Source organism: Ignatzschineria larvae DSM 13226, assembly GCF_038500265.1.
GTDB lineage: Bacteria > Pseudomonadota > Gammaproteobacteria > Cardiobacteriales > Wohlfahrtiimonadaceae > Ignatzschineria > Ignatzschineria larvae.
This window is the reverse complement of sequence record NZ_CP150637.1, coordinates 1,443,716-1,464,390: the sequence shown is the minus strand read 5'-3', so window position 1 is coordinate 1,464,390 and position 20,675 is coordinate 1,443,716. Positions and strand designations below refer to the sequence as shown.

Here is a 20,675-nt window from a genome sequence, read left to right as displayed (position 1 = left end):
TAAATTCATATAGCAACGCACCAATAAATGGTGCGTTCTAAGGTGGGTGGGAATGGAAAATTTTAAGCTTTTAAATTTTATTCACACTCAATTTTTATAGGCGTTTTACTACTTATGGTTGGACTGCGAAGCTTGTTGTGCAGCTGTATGAGCAGAGGTTTTACGTTTTGTTGAACCTTCAGCTCTATCATAGTTTTCCATCACTTCTTTATACCAAAGTGGGTGATGGCTCTCTGCCCATTTTTCAGTCACAACGCCTTCAGTCATCGCGCGAATCGTCCCTTTTACCCAGATCGCTGCATAGACATGAACAATGATAGAAGCGATCAGGATCAGTGCACACCATGCGTGGAACAAGATCGCTACTCGGCGAAGTGGAATGCTGAATGAGTTAGCAAAATAAGGCTGCCACATGATGATGCCGGTTGTTACCAATACAATCATTGAAAGTGTCATGACCCAGAACATGATCTTTTGACCGGCATTATATTTGCCGACGTTAGGAAGATGCTCACCTTTGATCACCTCTTTAACAGACATTGCCCATTTCACATCATATTTGTTCACGAAGTTACGTTTGTAATAGCGGAAAAACTGAACAAAGAAGCCCACAAACATAATCACACCCACGAAAGGATGGATGATACGAGCCATTTGGGGTGTTCCAAAAATTTGGCTAAACCAGAAGAAACTTGGATAGAAGAAAGCAAGTCCAGAGAAAGCCAATACAATGAAGCATCCTGCAACAATCCAATGATTGATACGTTCAGATGCTGAATAACGTTGAATTAATTTATCTTTAGCCATGATCTATTTTCCTTCTTTTTCCACTTTCTTTGGATCAATCACTTCTTTACCCTCATCAGGGTCATCTGCACGGCTTGGACCGACAGTGACATAATGTAAGAATCCCGTAAAGACAGCTGCTGCAATACCCACAGTTGAAAGCGGTTTGAGTAACCCTTTCCAGAGGCTTGTCACAGGGCTGATATGCGGATCTTTCGGTAAGTTACTATAGAGTTCAGGTTGATCTGCATGGTGAAGGACATACATGACATGTGTACCACCAACACCGGCAGGATCATAAAGGCCAGCATTTTCATAACCACGTTCATTTAAATCTTTGATACGTGTTGCGGCATATTGTTTCATATCTTCTTTTGAACCAAAGTGAATTGCGCCTGTCGGGCATGATTTCACACAAGCGGGTTCTTGACCGACTGCTACGCGATCCGAGCAGAGTGAGCATTTGTAAGCCTTATTATCTTTCTTGCTAAGGCGAGGAATATTAAATGGGCAACCAGTGATACAGTAACCACAACCAATACAGTTCTCTTGGTTAAAATCCACAATACCATTGTTATATTGTACGATAGCGCCAGGAGAAGGGCACGCTTTTAGGCAGCCAGGATCTTCACAGTGCATACAGCCATCTTTACGAATCAGCCACTCTAATTTGCCATTTTCGGTGGTTTCATTAAAGCGCATCACTGTCCAAGACTCATTAGTGAGGTCTGGCGGATTATTGTAGGTACCATCACAAGTTCCGACTTCATCGCGAAGATCATTCCATTCAGAACAAGCAACTTGACAGGCTTTACAACCAATACAAGTTGTGACATCGATTAATTTAGCGACTTCAATGCCCTGACGTGCATCAGGGGATTTGGTGGAGGTCGCTGAGCGACGTTTAATATCTAAAGATTCTAAAATCATTGTTAGTTTCCTTTATGCATTCAGTGGCTCAACATTCACAAGGAATGTTTTATATTCAGGTGTTTGAGTATTGGCATCTCCCACCGCAACCGGTAAGAAGTTCGTTAAGAACCCTTTGCGTGCAACACTCTCAAAGCCCCAGTGAAGCGGAACACCCACTTGATGAACCACTTTGCCTTCAATCATTAATGGAACAATACGTTTAGTCACTACTGCCACAGCCTCAATATAACCACGGTTTGAGGAGACTTTAACTTTATCGCCAATTTTGATGCCTTTTTCTTTGGCTAATACCTCACCAATTTCGACAAATTGCTGTGGTTGAGTAATAGCGGCTAGACGGGCATTTTTAGTCCAGAATTGGAAGTGCTCTGTTAAGCGATAAGTTGTTCCAACATATGGGAATTGCTCATGGCTACCTAACATTTCTCTATCACGTTTGAAAATCCGGACAGCCGGATTGTTGACCGGAGTATAGAGTGGGTTATAACCCAGAGGGTTTTCCATCGCTTCAAAGTGTGTAGGGAATGGACCATCTACAAGTTTATCTGCAGAGAAGAGGCGACCAACACCTTCAGGATTCATAATAAATGGATCGAGTGCTGAACCTGGTGCCGCTGTTGGATTAAAGTCTGGCACATCCCAACCGGTCCAACGTTGGCCTGTCCAAGTAAAGAGGCGACGTTTAGGATCCCAAGGTTGTCCCATTCTATCCGCTGAAGCACGATTATAGAGAATGCGACGATTTGCAGGCCAAGCCCAAGCCCATCCGAGTGTGATTCCTAATCCTGAAGGATCACTATTGTCTCGATTTGCCATTTGGTTTCCATCTTCTGTCCAAGAACCAGTGTAGATCCAACAACCTGAGGCAGTTGAACCATCAGCTCGTAACTCTCCGAAGCTACTGAGAAGCTCCCCTTTTTTACGTACTAATTTACCCGTTTCATCATAGAGATCCTCAAGAGCATAGCCATTTTGCTCTTTGGTAATCTCTTCAGGTGATGGGTGAAGTGGCTGTGCATAATTCCATTGAATATGCATAATAGGATCGGGGAAAGCACCGCCCTCTGCTTGGTAGAGCTCACGTAATTTAAAGAGTAGGCGTGAGAGAATCTCTGCATCGCCTTTTGACTCACCAGGGCCTTCCGCTGCTTGATAATGCCATTGTAGCCAACGAGCAGAGTTGACGATTGAGCCGCTACCTTCCACGAAACAGTGCGCAGGTAAGCGATAAACTGTGGTCATGACTTCTTCTGTTTTAATCTCATTATGTACCCCATGATTCTGCCAGAAACTCCCTGTTTCTGTTGTTTGAGGGTCGATGATGACGAGATATTTTAGTTTAGCAAGCGCTTCACGATTTTTATTACTATCAGGAATTGCCGCTAACGGATTGAAACCTTGACAGATATAACCATTCATCTCCCCATTATGCATCATCTCAAAAGAGTTGATAATGTCATACATTTTGTCCCATTTAGGGAGATAATCAAATGCAAAGTTATTCGCTGGTGTTGCATGAGGCCCATAGAAGGTTTTCATCATGCTATTGAAAAATTTTGGCGTATGTTGCCAATAGTTCATCTGACCTGGGCGAAGGGCTTTAGGTGTTGTTTCTGTAATATATTTTTTATAGCTATTTTGCGCTTCACTAGGAAGATTTAGATAGCCTGGAAGTTGTGTTGAGAGAAGGCCTAAATCAGTTAACCCTTGAATGTTTGAGTGGCCACGAAGTGCATTGACACCGCCGCCAGGGACACCCATATTACCAAGCAATAATTGCACCATTGCCATAGTCCGGATCATCTGTGTTCCGACAGTATGCTGTGTCCAGCCTAATGCATAGAGAATAGTGGACGCTTTATCATTAACCGCGCAATCACCTAATGTTTTTGCTACATAAAGGAAATCTTTCATCGGTGTACCGGTGACACGCTCAACAACCTCAGGGGTATATTGATCGTAATGTTTGCGCATTAGGTTAAATACACAACGAGGATGGCTTAAAGTCTCATCGACTTTTGCATAACCATTTTCGTCAAGTTCATAGCTCCAAGTTGCTTTATCGTATTTATTGGCCTCTTCATTCCACCCCGAAAAGTAACCATCATCAAAATTATAGTCCGGGTGGACAATAAATTTAGCATTAGTGTACTCTTTGACATATTCAAGATTAATCTTGTTATTATCCACCAACCAGCGAATTAAGCCACCGAGGAAAACGATATCTGATCCAGAGCGGATAGGAGCATAGAAGTCGGCAACAGAAGCTGTACGGTTAAAACGTGGATCAACGCAGAGTAATTTTGCGCCCCGCTTTTTGGCTTCGATTGCCCATTTAAAGCCAACTGGATGTGCTTCAGCAGCGTTCCCACCCATCACGAGCACAACATCGGCATTGCGGATATCAACCCAATGGTTCGTCATTGCGCCTCGACCAAAAGAAGCGGCTAAACTGGCAACCGTCGAGCCATGACAAACCCGCGCTTGGTTGTCGATTGCGAGCATTCCTAGAGCACGAACAAACTTACCGGTCACGAAACCATTTTCGTTAGTGGTTGCAGAAGTGGCAAGAAAACCTGTAGAAGTCCATCGATTTACTGTGATGCCATCTTTATTCTTATGTTGGAAGTTTGCATCGCGATCATCTTTCATAAGGCGAGCAATCTCATTGATTGCTTCATCCCAAGAGATGGGTTCCCACTTATCAGAGCCAGGGCGACGAACTTCAGGATATTTAACCCGGTTAGGGCTATGAACATAATCAATAACGCCTGCGCCTTTAGGGCAGAGTGATCCGCGGCTTACCGGATGATCAGGATCTCCTTCAATATGCATAATTGATGGTAAGGAATTTTTAGGTTTACCACCCATAGAGTAAACGAGCATGCCGCAACCGACTGAACAGTAAGTACAGACTGTGCGGGTCTCTTTGGCTTTCAAAATTTTATATTCCCGAACTGCCGCCTCAGAAACCGCTGGCATCATCCCTAAAGCTGCAAGGCTGGTTCCACCGATTGTTCCGGCCGACACTTTGAAGAATTGTCTTCTTGATAATTGCATTGTCGTATCCTTTTATGATGTTGAATCACCGATGCACAGAAAACCCGTATTATCTTTTAATCATTGATATAGATCATAAGAAGTTGATGGTCTGTATATTGGTGTGAAAAGTAATTTAAACGACAAATTATAACTAATTTAACGAATTTTTTCTTAAATAAATGTAAATAGAGCGTTAGTCAATCGGCTTATATGCCTAATCAATATCCATTGATTATTTTTTACAAATCATTGTTTGTTAAAATAAAAATTAACAGTTTTAAATGCTGTAAAGTAATCACTAGATATTTTGAGCCGCTATTTTTAATTTACCGCTTAAGAGATTAAGCGGTGCATAAAATGATGCTTTTTGATATTACGAGTTCTAATGTGTTCAGTTAGATGAGTATCAGATGCAAAATGGCTATAGGGAGGAATCAGATTGCGCTAATAAGACTTCAAAAAACATAACAATCGGTTCAAGGTATGAACTATCTGGTCGATCTTTAATGATTAATGCATTGAGTTGTCTTATAATCTTTAAATATCACGGGTAAACTCAATAAATCATGATTTATTAAATAAGACTTACGAATAATATTCCTGTCTTAGTAATTAAGTCTAATCAAATTAAATCTAATCATATATAGACAACAATTCTGTCTTTGCGAAAAAACACCTTTTATTAAGATACTCAACATAGAGTTAAAAATATGAATAACTTAAAACTAGAAATAATACTCAATGAATTTTTAAATAGTCATCGGATCAAAGATTATACAATGAATGGCCTTCAAGTTGAGGGAAAATCGGATGTTAAACGAATTATTACCGGGGTAACAGCGAGTTTAGAGCTCATTGAGGCGGCTATTGAATATAAAGCTGATGCAATATTAGTGCATCATGGCTATTTCTGGAAGAGTGAGGCACCCGCTATTCGCGGAATGAAATACCAGCGCATTAAACGTTTGATTGAAGGCGGGATTAATCTCTATGCATACCATCTCCCGCTAGATCTTGAGCCGACATTGGGTAATAATGCAATGCTCGGGAAGTTATGGAATATTGTTAATATAGCGCCTTTATCAGATGAGCAACCTTTAGTATTAACCGGTGAGTTGTCTGAAGCTATGGATGTTGTTTCATTAGCGAAACTCATCGAACAGAGTTTAGATCGTAAACCTTTCGTAGAAGCTTCCGGCCCGAAGCTAATTAAACGAATTGCGTGGTGCAGTGGTGCAGCGCAGGATATGTTAGAAGAAGTGGCTGAAGCCGGGTTTGATGCCTTTATTACCGGTGAAGTATCAGAAAGAACAATTTATATTGCCCGGGAACTTGGGATTCACTTTTTTGCCGCCGGACATCATGCAACAGAACGTGGCGGTGTAAAGGCGCTTGGTGAGTGGTTGCAGTCGGAATACGGACAGAGCTATGGACTTGAAGTCGAATTTATGGATATTGATAATCCGATCTAGCTGATATCTGTTATAACCAGTTGTTTTTATTTGTGATCCCCTTTATCAAGAAGCTATTGTTAAACACTTTATTGTTAAACACTTTATTGTTAAATACGCTATTGTTAAAAATTTTATTATTATTTTAACAGGAAGAGTATAGGGTCTTTCTATTACAGATACCGAACTATTTCAATCTTGCTATAAAACAAGGTAGAATATCAGGTATTTCCTATTTTGATCATCGTAAGTAAACGCTATTACAAATAGGCATGAATTGGGATAAGTAGGGTCATCAGATCATATTTCATGATCAATAATCACGTGAATTTAAAAGGTGAAGATGAGCGATAAAGCGGAAAAGTCATCTATGAATAGTAATACTGATAAAGTACACCAATCGGAAGAACCAACTGTTCAAGAAGCTTCTAACATTGAAAATGAGCAAGATCAAATGCAGGAAGCAATGGGTGACTCAAAGTCAGAAAAAGCTAAAAAAACTAAAAAAGCTAAAAAACCTAAGCGCAGAAGACGTACGCTTTTAGGTCGCTTTTTGACGTTTATACTAAATCTGCTGTTAATTTTAATTGTGGTCATTGTTCTACTCTTCTTCTATCTATTAGATACAGAATCAGGGCTTCGGACGATTGTTAATGTTGCAAATCATTATTTTCCACAATATGTCTTAATTCACAATGCTGAAGGGCAGCTAGGAAAACGTTTTACACTTGAAGATGTGACACTCAATTTGCCTAATTATGAGCCTTTAGAGATTCCTAAATTAACGTTAGATTGGAATTATGGCCAACTATTAGAGAAGAAAGTTGCGATTAATCACCTTGAAGTAGAGGGCGCTAACCTTAATTTTACACCGATTGAGAAGATCGAGACAGAAGAGGAAGCGAGTGAGCCATTTGCTCTTAAATCTCTCAATATTCCCATTAATGCTGAAATTAAAACCATTGATATCACAAACAGCACTTTAAAGGTCGATGATTTCTATTTAGCGATGAATGATATTCAATTAATCAATGCTAAGCTTGAAGATAATCATGTCACAATTGAAAATACGATCGGGGATTTACAAGCATTAGCAGGCCCTGATGTCGACCTTCCATTTGTTGTAGCACTGAATGGAAATATTGATATTCCCACCGAAACTTTTGATCTCAATTTAGCGATTTATGCGCAAGAAGCCTTTATTAGTGGTAACGAACTCAATTTAGCACTAAATACCGAAGTAAAAGGCGAATTAGAGAAGTTTACAGCTGATTTAAATGGCCGGGTGGATTGGGCAAATTTCTTGAATGATCCTATCTTATTGAAAGTGGATAATGAGGTGACGGGATTAAGCGATATTAAGAGTTATCTGCATCTTAAAAATCTTTCGAATCAGATTATGCTCAATAGTGAATGGTCAGCTAAAGATCCACTAAATGTCGATCTCAATCTAAAGATGAATGCACCTTACTTATCGCAGTTACACCCGGATATCAGTGGCTCTTTAATGGGGGACATCAATCTTAAGGGTGAAGTGCTCAAACCTATCTTAGTGGCAGATGTTAATATCTCGAATATCAATGCTTTTGGTTTGCAATTGCAATCCTTATTACTAAAAGCGAATCACGAAAACTATAATGCTGATATCTTGTTGCAACTTGATAAAATGCGGTTTGATACGATCTATTTGTCGCTCTTAAAGTTACAGTTTGATGGAAGCTTAACGGATGAGTTTGATCTTGATCTTTTAGTGGAAAATCTAGAACAGGCTAAAAGTGCTAAATCAGCAGATCAATCTGTGAATAAGATTGAAGTGGCCAATATTAAAGAATCTGATGGTGAGATTGATGAGACTTTAACTTATCAAGAGAATAAACCGATGGCGCTATTGCCTGCAGATGACCGCCAGATCCTTGTGAAGAAGATGGAATATAAAGTTGCAGGAAAAGCAGATTCCCATCATTTTAACTTTGATCTTGATAGTATTGTTGGGACGATTAAATCAGATGGGATTGCGGCCTTAACCGATGTATTTACAGATCCTACCTTTACGCTCTATCTACAAAATTCCGTGGTAAGTTCTGATTTTGTGGGGGATTATAAGCTTAATAAACCTGCTTATTTCTACTATCGTGCTAAGGATAATACCGTCTCACTAAGTTCCGCATGTTATGAGCAAGGCTATATCGTTTTCTGTGCTGAAGGTGGCCGGAGCGTGGAAGGTATTAATACAGCAGTTATTACCCTTAATAATCTACCTTCGTCACTAATTGAGAGTTATTTACCACCCGATCTCTCGATTAATACTAAAGCAAATGTGACCATTGCCGGACAATTTACTACCGAAGAAGATTTTGTCGGCGTTGTAAACTTAGCCTTGGCAAAAGGGGACATCCGTTACCGCTTTCAAGGGCGAGAAATCTTAATTCCCTTAGATAAAACATTATTAGAAGTGCATGCTCTTCCTGAAAAAGTGACCAGTAATCTCAATGTCGATTGGGGAAAATATTTGCGTGTTCAGGGTAAAGGAGAGATGAACGATCTCTTTAAAGAGAACCTTGTAGATGCCAGTGTTGTCGCTAATATCCCAAGTTTTGATTGGGTCTCTCCCTTAATGCCGGTATTACAGGATATTGGAGGAGAGGTTCTCTTGAAGGGGAAAGTGCAAGGGCCGATTGTACATCCCCAAATTGGTGCTAATCTCTCAATTAAAGATGGGTATCTCTATATCGCATCATTGAATAGCCGTTTGAAGGCGATTAATTTAGATGTTGCTCTACAAGAGGGAGCGCCAGAATTCTTTATTAAAGGAAGTGTAGGCACTAACAAAGGAACTTTAAACCTCGATGGTTACTATAATATTGCCAATTTTAGTACAGAATTGAATGCATCAGGCGGTGATATCCAATTAGCGGATAGTCGTGATATTAAAGTGATGATCTCTCCTAAAGTACAATTTACCGGCAAACATTCAGGTAATATTCAGCGCTATCAATTGAAAGGATCAATATTAATACCTGAACTCTACTATATGCATGCCTCTATGGGTGGCGCTGGTTCTGTCGTGAAAGTTTCAGAAGATACTATTATCGTAGGGGATGGCTATGATCAAAAGCGTAGCGAAAGCTTTATGGATAACTTCTCTATGGATCTGAATGTGATCTTAGGAAATGATATCTTAGTCGGCGCTGAAGGGCTTAAAGCTCACTTAAGCGGCGGTTTAAAAGTCTTAAAAGATTATGGTAGCCAACCAATTCGAGGATTAGGTGTGATCAATGTAGGACAAGGACAATTTGATATCTATGGCCAAGTATTACAGTTAGATCGCGGTAAAATTCAATTCTCAGGCGCATCGATTACCAATCCTGCACTTGATATCCAAGCCTCACGACAATTTATGAATGAAATTGAAGGTCGAGAGCTTCGAGTTGGTGTTAAAGTCTTAGGTAGTGCAGAAGCACCAAGAGTGGAACTCTATTCATCGCCTACCATGACAGATATCGAAATTGCCTCTTACTTGTTCCTCGGCAGAAGCCCTAACTTAGGTTCAGCGGCTGAAAATTTAATGCTTCTGAATATGCTGCGTAAGATTGCGATGGGTGAGCCTGTATCAAGTTCTGATACGAGTCTTGCGAGCAAAGTAGGGCTTACTGATCTTGGTTTTATGGAGACACCGAATGGGCACATTGGTGTAGGTTTAGGGAAGCGATTTGCCAATAGTTTCTATGTGGGGTTAGGCGTTGGCGTTGAAGAGGGTGAGAGTGCATTTGCGCTATTACGTTATAGCTTCTTAAAATACTTCAATGTGAATGCCGCCTTTATGAGTGAGGGCGAGAGTGTGAACTTGAACTATTCACGGGATTTCTAGAATTGAAATTAGATAGGGATGACCGACTTTCTACACTTTTTTATCTCTCTCTCTGTTCTTATTGGTTTTTAAGTAGCTGGTATGATATTTGAAAGAATATACTTACTAAACAAAAGCTTGTAAAATGTCGGATAGAATAGCCTCCTCGCCTTGATAGGCTGATGTGCCGGCATTTAAATGAGCTTATTTTGAGCTGATCTTGTTATAAGTTAGATAGAATATGTCTCTATAATTTATATGTTTATATTGGCATTGAATAGCAAAAAGGCTAAGTAACGATATGGTTACTTAGCCTTTTTGTTGAAATTATTGAATCTTATTAGAGTCTTAATTGTTAAGTCTCAATAATCTCATTGCAACTTAATCTTAGATGATATCTAGACAACCTTAGGAATCACAACACGAGGTTGGAATGATTCTGCTTGTGCAATATTCCAAATACTTGAGTAGTAATTACTGTCAATCTCATCTCCAAGTAGCGCACCTTCCGGTAGATAGAAGTGCATATTAGAGAAGAGGCGAATCTCATTTTCAGAGGAACGCATCACTAAATGTTGAGGTAATAGTTTAGATGGATGGGAAACGCCGGCAGAAGAGAGCATTTCAGAGAGCGCATGAAGGGTATTGTGATGGAAATTTTTGACGCGCGCCATTTTATCTTCAACCACTAATGCTTTTTGTCGTAAGGGATCTTGTGTGGCAATTCCTGTAGGGCAATTATTGGTATGACAGCTTCGAGATTGAATACAACCTAAAGCGAACATAAATCCACGAGCTGAGTTAACCCAATCAGCACCAATAGCAATGGTTCGAGTGATATCAAATGCAGTAATGATTTTACCGCTAGCCCCAATTCGGATTTTTTTACGTAAGCCTGTTCCCACTAAAACATTGTGTACGAAGAGTAGCCCTTCTTGTAGTGGCGTTCCAATATGGTCGGCAAATTCAATAGGGGCTGAACCTGTCCCACCTTCTTTTCCATCTACGACAATAAAGTCAGGGAGAATATTGGTAAGAAGCATCGCTTTAGCAATCCCCATAAACTCCCAGGGATGGCCGATACAAAGCTTGAAGCCAACAGGTTTTCCACCACTTAATTCACGGAGCTTCTTAATAAATTCAAGAAGCTGAATCGGTGTTGAGAAAGCACTGTGATTAGAGGGAGAGATACAATCTCGATCTCGAGGTACTCCGCGAGTTGCTGCGATCTCTTCACTAATTTTATCTTTGGGTAATACGCCACCATGTCCTGGTTTTGCGCCTTGGCTTAGCTTAATTTCAATCATCTTAATTTGAGGATCAGCCGCTTGTTGCTCAAATTTTACAGGATCAAAGAAGCCATCTTCGGTGCGGCAACCAAAGTAACCGCTTCCTAATTCCCAAATCAGATCACCACCATGTTTCCGGTGATAAGGGCTAATGCCGCCTTCCCCTGTATCATGGGCAAAGTTGCCCATTTTTGCACCTCCATTGAGTGCCTCGATTGCATGAGCGCTCAGTGCACCAAAACTCATTGCGGAAATATTGAGAATAGAGGCAGAATAAGGGTGAAGACAATCATCACCACCGATGGTCACCCTGAAAGTTGCAGGGTCACTTGCAGGGACTGTTGCCATCGAATGGGTAATAAATTGATAACCTGGTTCGTAGGTGTTTTGTAGTGTTCCAAATGCTTGTACAGAATCCTGCGCAATATTCTTAGCGCGTGCGTAGACAAGCTTGCGTTCAGCATGGGTAAAGGGAACGGCATCGTTATCTGACTCGATAAAGTATTGGCGGATTTCTGAGCGGAAATGTTTGAGTAGATAGCGCAGATTCCCGACAATAGGGTAATTTTTTCGGACAGCGTAACTATTTTGTGAGATATCGATGATTCCGATCACTGAAAGAATCGCAGTAATGCCCGTCAGAACCCATATAGTTGTGGTATGATGAGCGAAGAATAATCCATAAATTGTAAAGAGAATCGACAAAATAAGGGGTAGATAACGCCCAAAGCGAGCAAGCGTATGCATGTTAGGAAGCTCCTGTCATGATCGTTGAATGGTTATTGTAAATTGCCTCTATCATAACGCATTCCTTAATTAAATTTTAAAAATTTTTAAGATTTATTCTAAAGAATGAATGTAGGGAATTTATATTTATTATCAATATTTGTATATGCGGAATCGCTTTTTCTATAATTTTTAAAGAGCCTATGAAGAGAGAAGAATTGAATCCTTGGGATGATGAGATCGTTCCTCGTAAAAAATTAGATGAGATAGAGGTCAAAGGTAGGCTTCGTAATGTGCAACGTGAAATTGGTAAGATGTCCCGTAAACGCTCACCTGAAGAGACTTACAAGATGCTCACAATCTACCTTAAAAGATCACTACAACTCTCCTACATAGAGCCTTGGTTTCAGTTTTTTTTACCGCCGAGATTAAAAGGGCGACTTTTTATTGCGACGATTGGCAAGTACTATTGGGTGATTGGAACGCCACGAGGCGAGTTTGGGGCTGCATTTAATTTCTATCAGAAAGAGATTCGTAAATCATTAGAAACTCACCTAAATAAGATCTCTAAAAAGCGTTGGAAAATTCCGCCATTTCGGATCTCAATTATGCCAGAGAACCCTAATACTCGCGCCTTTGATGAAGAGATTGCTGCATTGATGCAGATTAAATCAGTGCCGATGAAATCTCAAGAAGAGAGACGAGCAATGCTTGCTAAAGAACGTCGGGAGCGATTAGCAAAACAAGCATTCAATGAAAAATCAGCGGATATTGGCACAACGAATAATCAGCAGATAGATCCAGCGGAGTCGGACAAACCAGAAGAATCACAAGAAGCACAGCATATTATTTCCGATCTGTTTGCGGAAGTTCTACAATATGAAGTTCGTCGGCGGACTCGGCAGTAGAGGTGATGTGATGAGTGAATCAAATATGAATGGTGCAATGAATAGCGAGAAATTTGCAGCACTTGTAGAAGAGATCAAACAGCGAGATTCTCACAGAAAGCAATCCCGAAGTGGGCAACAACAAAGCCATAGCTCCCGAAAGGATCATTCTTTCATAAAAGCAGATAACGCTATGGATTCCCAAGATGTTGAATGTATTGAATATAGAGATCAAGCACTGAAAGATTGTGTTTTAGAAGAGAAAGAGGGGCTATCGCAAGAAGCTTTAACTACACAACTGCTAGCAGAGGCGCAAAGAGAAGAAGAGAAGGCGCGAGAATGGCACTATTGGCGAGAGCGGGCGATGAATTTCTTGATTCGTCGAGAACATAGCGAAGTGGAACTTCGGCAAAAACTGCAACAGAGACAATGTCCGCCGGCGCTGATTGATCCGATTATTGATTGGCTTTATGGGGAGCGCTATTTGAGTCTTGAACGATTTGCTTATAGTTATAGTAAAAACCGCGCGGACTTAGGTTATGGGCCCATTCGAGTTCGTTATGAGTTAGCGCAAATTCATCGGATATCTGAGAAAGATATTAAAGCCGCTTTCAAAGAGATTAATTGGCGCAATGCGCGTGCGATCGCTGAACGTAAGGTGGGTAAAAAAGAGGGGGCTAAATATTATGCTGCACTCTACCGCCGAGGGTTTAGTGGGGAAATGATAGTCGAGGATGATTTTTGAATTCTATACAATTTATGTGATCAATAGGATATAGGATTTGTAAAAGAAAGGGACTGTAAAAGAAGGGGGGTATGATAAATGAATTTGCCTGCTTTTGATCTAACTTCCGCCATTCGAACAAAATCAAGGTATAATGTTGTGTTAGTTTATGTTTATTTGATTGAGGCGTCATTTTATTGAAGCGGATTTTCAGTTTTTAACTTATTTAGATTTGAGTAATGCATAAGAGGATGAGATATGGCATTAGAGGAACAATTGCAGAAGTATGGCTTGAGCTTTCAGGATTTGCAAAATCATCAGGGCTTAACGGAAGTTGATACATTATTCCAACAGTTTCTACCGGATGAAACATTGCAATCACTACTTCAATGGCGTCGAGGCGAGCTCAATTTTACCGCAATTGAAGAGTCAGAATTTCAAATTCTCTTAGGGCAATATATCAATGGCTTTATAGCGAAGCTCTTTGGAATTGAGAAAGAGAGTCAAAAATTAGTAGATCGGGCAGCACAATATAATCGTTTGATGCGCTTTAAAGAGCAATTTATTCAGCGAGGTGCTAAGCGCTATCGGCAAACGATTGAAGGGGATTTTGCCACACATCATGCTGCATTATTAGCAAAAATGGGTGTGAGTGATGAGGACCCGAATTTAGAGGCGAAGATTGCAGAGTATGCGCTCTCTCTTGATGCAGAAAAAAATGCTTCAGAGATCGAGGCGCTCTATCAATGGGGTTCTTTAGCAGAATCTGATCCTGTCGGTGCGGCACGGGTTGCGGATTGGATGACTTTTAAATTCCCCGCGCGTTTAGATTATGATCATCTTGTCTCTACCAAGGAGGAGTCATTCCAAGGGATTCCTGTGAAAGTGGGGACGCATCCACTTCGTAAACGGGATGGCTTTGCGCTTACAGATCAACGCATGAATCGTTATGAAGTGGCTAGTGAAATTGAATATTGTAAGTATTGCCATGATCATGATGGGGATTTTTGTAGTACCGGTTTTCCCGTGAAAAAAGGGGATCCCGCCCAAGGTTTCCGTAAAAATCCTTTTGGTGCTGCACTGACGGGTTGCCCGCTTGATGAGATGATCTCAGAGATGCAGCGTCTTGAAAAAGAGGGGCTTTCAATTGGTTCTTTGGCAATTACTATGGTTGAAAATCCTATGGTACCGGCAACAGGCCATCGGATCTGTAATGATTGCATGAAATCCTGTATTTATCAGCGTCAAGAGCCGGTCAATATCCCTCAAATTGAGACCAGTGTACTTTCAACAGTTTTAGATCTGCCATATGGTGTTGAGATCTATAATCTGCTTGCGCGTTGGAATCCTCTTAAACCAACAGATTATCTCCCTGCAAAAGAGAATAATCGGAAAGTATTAGTGGCCGGAATGGGGCCTGCGGGCTTTACGATGGCGCATTATCTATCGCAACAAGGTTGTTATGTTGTAGGGATTGATGGCCTTAAAATTGAGCCGCTCCCACAAGCATTACTCACTGCACCTATCAAGTCTTGGGCGGAGTTAGAAGAGAATCTTGGCGATCGGATATTAGCAGGATTTGGTGGTGTTGCAGAATATGGCATTACCGTTCGTTGGGACAAAAATTTCCTTAAATTGATCTATTTGACCTTAGCACGCCGAGAAAATGTCGATATCTATGGCGGTGTCCGTCTAGGTGGGACTTTAACACTCGATGATGCTTTTGACTTAGGGTTTGATCATGTTTCATTAGCTGTCGGCGCAGGTTTACCTCGTGTTCTTAAAATTGAAAATTCCTTAGCAAAAGGGATGAAGCAAGCCTCAGACTTTTTAATGGCGATGCAGTTAACAGGTGCCGCAAAAGATAGCTCCATTGCGAATCTTCAAGTAAGATTGCCAGCCGTTGTGATTGGCGGCGGATTAACTGCAATTGATACCGCAACGGAAGTACAGGCTTACTATATTAAACAGGTAGAAAAAGCCCTTCATCGCGTTGAGATCTTAGGGGAAGAGAAAGTTCGGGAGAATCTATCGCCGGAAGATAATGAGACTTTAACGGAATTTTTAACCCATGGTCGAGAAGTGCGCGCCGAGAGGACTCGTGCAGCAGAAGTCGGTGAAACACCTGATTTCAATCCACTTCTAGCAAAATGGGGTGGTGTTATGGTGGCTTATCGCCGGAAGATGCAAGAATCACCCGCTTATACGCTGAATCATGAAGAGATTACGAAAGCCTTTGAAGAAGGTATTCATTTCGGTGAGGAGCTCAATCCTCTAGGGGTAGAACTTGATCAATATGGCCATGTGAAAGCCATTCGCTTTATGAAATCGGGAGAGACGGAAGTAACAGTTCCGGCACGAGCGGTCTTAGTGGCGGCAGGTACATCGCCGAATACTATTTATGGCACAGAGTATCCAGGCTCTCTTGAAATTGAAGAGAAGCATCATTTCCAAGGATATGATTTAGATGGAAATTTAGTACCTTTTGAGTGGGGGACAAATAATAAAGAGGCATTTGCGCCCTTTACCTCTTTTAGACGAGGTGAGAAACGTGTCTCTTATATCGGTGATACCCATCCTGTTTTTAATGGTAATGTGGTTAAAGCGATTGCAAGTGCGAAAAAGACCTCGAAATTTGTGATGGAAGCATTGGCAAGATTGCCGGAGAATACCTTAGGCAATGAATCATTAGCCACGACAATGAATGGAGGGTTAGTAGCCACCATTGAATCGATAGATAGTAGCAATCCCACTGTATGTGAAGTGTGGGTCAAAGCGCCAATGGCGGCCAAAAACTTCAAGCCAGGGCAATTCTTTAGAATGCAGACCTTTGAAACAGGCAGTGAGATTGTTGCTGGAACACGTTTACAAATTCCACTTCTGACAGTTTCCGGGACAGGATCTACAGAGGATGCAATTCGTCTTTTAGTATTCCAATGGGGAACAGGTCAACGATTAATCCCCTCTTTAAAACCTGGTGATCAAGTCATCTTAGCGGGTCCTACAGGCGCACCAACGGATCTTCCATCAGGTAAAACAATCTTGGTGGTTGCCGGTAAATGGGGCGCTGCTGTTATGCTTGATATTGGATCTGCACTTCGTAATGCCGGCAATAAGGTCATTTACCTTGCGGCAATGGGCTCAAAAGATGATGTGGATCAAATGGATGCTTTAGAAGAGGGCGCAGATCAAATTATCTGGGCTGTCGGTAAAGGTGAGCCGATTGAAGCAAGAAGACCCCAAGATCATTCAGTTGTCGAGTGGGATGTGATTAAACTGATCAAAGAGCTAGATGATCAAGGTATTGTCGAGATGAAAGCTGTTGATCGTTTAATGGCAATGGGTTCAACAGGAATGTTAAAAGGTTTCCAAAAAGAGCTCTCTGAAGGCGGATCTCTCTATGATCGTTTCAAAGAGGATCTACATATTACCGGTACTATCGGTAGCCCAATGCAATGTATGATGAAAGGGGTTTGCGGGCAATGTCTACAGTGGCAGATCGATCCTGTGACGAAAGAGCGTACCCAAGCTGTATTTACCTGTTCACAACAAGATCAACCCCTTAAAAATGTGGACCTTGATAACTTGACTGCCAGAACCAGTCAAAATCGTTTGCCTGATATTATCTCTTCTCATTGGCTTAGCTATGTATTAGCAGAGAAGTCGAAACAGCAAGAATCATAGTTTATTCCTTAATGCTGTATAAATTGACGTTATATAAAGTTTAAACTGTTGAAAGCCTCTTCGTCAGAAGGGGCTTTTTAGTATTGAGGAGTTAAGGTAACGGGGGTAGATAGTTAATGAGATAGTAAGATCGGTTCAAAATAGGCATTGTTTAAATGCCGGCACATAGGCTGATCGAGGCGAGGAAGTCGTTCTATTTGGCATCTTGAAAATATTGTTTAGTAAGATCTTATGTTTTTTATAGTAAGATCGGTTCAAAAAAAGCATTATTTAAATGCCGGCGAATCGGCTGTAAGAGACAAGGAAGCTATTCTATCCGGCATCTTGCAAGTGTTGTTTAGTACGGTTTGATATTCTTTTAAAGTTTCACACTCGCTACATAAAAAATCATTTTTCTTAAACCAAATTGACTATAAAACGACGAAATAAATAAATCCCGCATTATCTCTCGATAGTGCGGGATTCGGTTTAATTATGAATAGAATTTTAAGAATTTAAGTATAGCAATTTTAATTTAAAGTTGCACGGGTAATCCTACTAATTTTAGTTGAAAGTTTTTACCCAATCTTAAAAGATCATTAAAAATGTCTATTTTTACTTGCGGCAATACGTAAGCGAAGAGCATTTAATTTGATAAAGCCGCCAGCATCTTTTTGATCGTATGCGCCACCATCATCTTCGAAGGTTGCGATATTTTCGTCGAAGAGGGAATCATCTGATTTACGGCCTACAATGATCACATTACCTTTATAGAGTTTTACACGGACAACACCATTGACGAATTTTTGTGATTCATCGATCATCGTTTGAAGCATTTTACGCTCAGGTGACCACCAATAACCGTTATAGATCAAGCTTGCATATTTGGGCATTAATTCATCTTTAAGATGAGCGACTTCCCGATCAAGTGTAATTGATTCAATAGCACGGTGCGCTTTTAACATTACAGTACCGGCAGGTGTTTCGTAACAACCGCGTGCTTTCATGCCCACATAACGGTTTTCAACGATATCCACACGACCTACACCATTTTCGCCTGCGAGTTTATTGAGTTTTGCCATCACATTCGCAGGAGAGGTTTCAACGCCATCAATAGCAACAATATCCCCATGACGATAAGTTAATTCAACATAGGTGGGTTTATCAGGTGCCGCTTCAGGGGAGACAGTCCAACGCCACATATCAGCTTCAGGCTCTGTCCAAGGATCTTCTAATACTAAACCTTCATAAGAGATATGGAGTAAGTTTGCATCCATTGAGTAAGGAGATTTTTTACCACCGCGATCGATTTGGATATTATTTTTCTCCGCATAATCGAGGAGTTTTTCACGAGACATTAAGTCCCATTCACGCCAAGGAGCAATAACTTTAATGCCTGGTTTAAGTGCATAAGCACCCAGCTCAAAACGGACTTGGTCATTTCCTTTACCTGTTGCGCCATGAGAGATCGCATCTGCATTGGTTTCATTGGCGATTTCAACAAGGCGTTTTGCAATTAATGGGCGCGCAATAGAGGTACCAAGAAGATATTCACCTTCATAGATCGCATTTGCACGAAACATTGGGAAAATAAAGTCGCGGGCAAATTCTTCACGTAAATCATCAATATAGATCTCTTTTACACCTAAAGCTTTAGCTTTTTCACGTGCAGGCTCAACTTCTTCACCTTGGCCGATATCTGCGGTAAAGGTGACCACTTCACAGTTATACTCATCTTGTAACCATTTAAGGATCACAGAGGTATCTAATCCGCCTGAGTAGGCGAGCACGACTTTATTGATTTTGTCCATTCTAGTCTCCTAACGACTTTGGTATTGATCATAATTTATGATAAGTAATTTTATAATAAGTAATTGATTTCATATTTGAAATCAATAATGGGCTTATTTTCTAAGCTCAAAAAGATCTTCCACTTCAGGAATACTCTCTTTATCGGTGATAAATAAAATCAGATGATCGTTCTGTTCAATAAACATAGACGGTTCAATCTTCATCACTTTACCACGACGGATAAGGCCGGCGACAACCACATCTTCGGGCCAGCGAATGCCTTCTAAGGATTTGCCGACGATTTTAGAAGTCTCTGCATTACCATGGGCAATAATTTCCATAGCTTCTGATTCACCCGATCTTAAAGAGTATACCTGAACGATATCCCCTTTTCTAATATAGGTAAGTAGGGTGCTTAATGTTACCTGTTGTGGGGAAAATGCAAGATCAATATTAGACTCATCTTCAATCATCTCAAGGTAAGAGGAGCGATTGATGAGCGACATGGTGAATTTAGCCCCTAATCGCTTAGCAAGCATTGCCGCCATAATATTGGTTTGATCATCATTAGTCAGTGCGCAGAAGAGATCAGTATTTTCAATATTCTCTTCAAAGAGAAGTGCCTCATCAGTACAATCGCCATGCAAAATTAAGCTTCGATTCAGTTTAGAGGCGAGTGCATTGGCACGTTCAGCGCTCGCTTCAATGAGCTTAACATGGGCAAATGATTCTAGCGCTTCTGCGAGTGCTGCGCCAATATTGCCACCGCCGGCAATCGTGACCCGTTTAGCGATCCGCTGCTTTGATTGGAAGAGTTCAATCACTTCCCGAGCATCAGAGCGAGCACAGAGGAAATAGACCTCATCATCTTCCTCTAGAACAGTATCTTCTTCAGGAATAAATTCACAACCCTCGCGGTAGATCGCAACATAGTTGATATTAAGATGACGTGTTCGGCGTTTAATCTTAGAGAAACGACGCCCAAAGAGCTGTGAATCTTTCTCCACTCCCATTGAGACAATTAAGGCTTCCCCTTTAGCAAAACGAAGGACATCGAGTGCGCCGGGGAGTTCAATGATATTTTTAATATAGTTGGTGATGAGCGTTTCGGGGCTAATGACCACATCGATATGGAATGTAGAGTCAAGTTTATTGCCAAAAAGATCGCCCGCGCGTAAGTAATCTTGTGAGCGGACACGGGCAACTTTGAGCTTGATACCAAATACCGTGTGCGCAATTTGTGAGGCGACAATATTCACCTCATCACTTGAGGTCACTGCGATCAAAACATCCATACTCTCGGCGCCCGCTTCTTTAAGAAGAAGAGGGGAAGCGGCATTGCCACGGATAGTGCGAATATCATAGCGTTCTTTGAGAGCTGCTAATGGTGCATATTGATTATCAATGATAGTGATATCATTTTGTGCCTCTTTTGAGAGTACATGCGCAACAGTTGAACCCACTTGACCTGCGCCTAAAATTAGAATTTTCATGAGATCTTTTACTTGAATTTTAGATAGTGCAATCATACCGCAA

The 20,675-nt window shown here is 41.0% G+C and carries 11 protein-coding genes; 5 read left to right on the top strand and 6 right to left on the bottom strand.

Translation table 11 applies throughout. The features are described from left to right. Positions 1-108: 108 nt before the first annotated feature. From WMO13_RS05990 to fdnG, 3 genes are read right to left on the bottom strand one after another with little or no spacing between them, the layout of a single operon-like run. On the bottom strand, positions 109-807 hold the full coding sequence (locus tag WMO13_RS05990; protein ID WP_051396160.1) for a formate dehydrogenase subunit gamma: 699 nt from the start codon (positions 805-807) through the stop codon (positions 109-111). 3 nt (positions 808-810) lie between these two features. Continuing rightward, positions 811-1,716, bottom strand: coding sequence for a formate dehydrogenase subunit beta (gene fdxH / locus WMO13_RS05985; RefSeq protein ID WP_026878646.1), 906 nt, complete (start codon positions 1,714-1,716; stop codon positions 811-813). Between the two features lie 12 nt (positions 1,717-1,728). Then, positions 1,729-4,779 (bottom strand): formate dehydrogenase-N subunit alpha, encoded by a 3,051-nt coding sequence (gene fdnG, locus WMO13_RS05980; protein ID WP_084331452.1) that lies wholly within the window; start codon positions 4,777-4,779, stop codon positions 1,729-1,731. A gap of 692 nt (positions 4,780-5,471) precedes the next feature. Here fdnG and WMO13_RS05975 point away from each other — a divergent pair. Then, the gene (locus WMO13_RS05975; protein WP_026878644.1) at positions 5,472-6,233 is read left to right on the top strand and encodes a Nif3-like dinuclear metal center hexameric protein; all 762 of its coding nucleotides are present in this window, start codon (positions 5,472-5,474) and stop codon (positions 6,231-6,233) included. A gap of 322 nt (positions 6,234-6,555) precedes the next feature. Next, complete coding sequence (locus WMO13_RS05970; RefSeq protein ID WP_026878643.1) at positions 6,556-10,080, top strand: translocation/assembly module TamB domain-containing protein; 3,525 nt, start codon at positions 6,556-6,558, stop codon at positions 10,078-10,080. Positions 10,081-10,457: 377 nt separating this feature from the next. Here WMO13_RS05970 and WMO13_RS05965 read toward each other — a convergent pair whose 3' ends face one another. Beyond that, positions 10,458-12,095 carry an FMN-binding glutamate synthase family protein gene (locus WMO13_RS05965; protein ID WP_026878642.1) on the bottom strand — a complete coding sequence of 546 codons (1,638 nt, stop codon included), beginning with the start codon at positions 12,093-12,095 and terminating at the stop codon, positions 10,458-10,460. A 182-nt stretch (positions 12,096-12,277) separates the two neighbouring features. Between WMO13_RS05965 and WMO13_RS05960 the strand changes: the two genes are divergently transcribed. The 3 genes from WMO13_RS05960 (at position 12,278) to WMO13_RS05950 (ending at position 17,369) form a co-directional block, all read left to right on the top strand. Continuing rightward, a complete protein-coding gene (locus WMO13_RS05960) occupies positions 12,278-12,982 on the top strand; it encodes a hypothetical protein (protein ID WP_051396159.1) in 705 nt (234 codons plus the stop codon). 10 nt (positions 12,983-12,992) lie between these two features. Further along, on the top strand, positions 12,993-13,706 hold the full coding sequence (locus tag WMO13_RS05955; protein WP_051396158.1) for a regulatory protein RecX: 714 nt from the start codon (positions 12,993-12,995) through the stop codon (positions 13,704-13,706). 237 nt (positions 13,707-13,943) lie between these two features. Beyond that, positions 13,944-17,369, top strand: a complete 3,426-nt coding sequence (locus WMO13_RS05950; RefSeq protein WP_026878640.1) for an FAD-dependent oxidoreductase — start codon at positions 13,944-13,946, stop codon at positions 17,367-17,369. A gap of 578 nt (positions 17,370-17,947) precedes the next feature. Here the strand turns inward: WMO13_RS05950 and WMO13_RS05945 are convergent. Together WMO13_RS05945 and trkA are read right to left on the bottom strand one after the other, a co-directional pair. After that, the gene (locus tag WMO13_RS05945) at positions 17,948-19,159 is read right to left on the bottom strand and encodes an argininosuccinate synthase (RefSeq protein WP_026878639.1); all 1,212 of its coding nucleotides are present in this window, start codon (positions 19,157-19,159) and stop codon (positions 17,948-17,950) included. A 93-nt stretch (positions 19,160-19,252) separates the two neighbouring features. Next, positions 19,253-20,668, bottom strand: coding sequence for a Trk system potassium transporter TrkA (gene trkA, locus WMO13_RS05940; protein ID WP_156923256.1), 1,416 nt, complete (start codon positions 20,666-20,668; stop codon positions 19,253-19,255). Positions 20,669-20,675 lie beyond the last annotated feature (7 nt).

Coding starts and splice junctions, on each gene's coding strand:
- trkA (WP_156923256.1), bottom strand. CDS start 20,668: ATGATTGCACTATCTAAAATTCAAGTAAAAGATCTCATGAAAATTCTA.
- WMO13_RS05945 (WP_026878639.1), bottom strand. CDS start 19,159: ATGGACAAAATCAATAAAGTCGTGCTCGCCTACTCAGGCGGATTAGAT.
- fdnG (WP_084331452.1), bottom strand. CDS start 4,779: ATGCAATTATCAAGAAGACAATTCTTCAAAGTGTCGGCCGGAACAATC.
- WMO13_RS05950 (WP_026878640.1), top strand. CDS start 13,944: ATGGCATTAGAGGAACAATTGCAGAAGTATGGCTTGAGCTTTCAGGAT.
- fdxH (WP_026878646.1), bottom strand. CDS start 1,716: ATGATTTTAGAATCTTTAGATATTAAACGTCGCTCAGCGACCTCCACC.
- WMO13_RS05970 (WP_026878643.1), top strand. CDS start 6,556: ATGAGCGATAAAGCGGAAAAGTCATCTATGAATAGTAATACTGATAAA.
- WMO13_RS05965 (WP_026878642.1), bottom strand. CDS start 12,095: ATGCATACGCTTGCTCGCTTTGGGCGTTATCTACCCCTTATTTTGTCG.
- WMO13_RS05960 (WP_051396159.1), top strand. CDS start 12,278: ATGAAGAGAGAAGAATTGAATCCTTGGGATGATGAGATCGTTCCTCGT.
- WMO13_RS05975 (WP_026878644.1), top strand. CDS start 5,472: ATGAATAACTTAAAACTAGAAATAATACTCAATGAATTTTTAAATAGT.
- WMO13_RS05990 (WP_051396160.1), bottom strand. CDS start 807: ATGGCTAAAGATAAATTAATTCAACGTTATTCAGCATCTGAACGTATC.
- WMO13_RS05955 (WP_051396158.1), top strand. CDS start 12,993: ATGAGTGAATCAAATATGAATGGTGCAATGAATAGCGAGAAATTTGCA.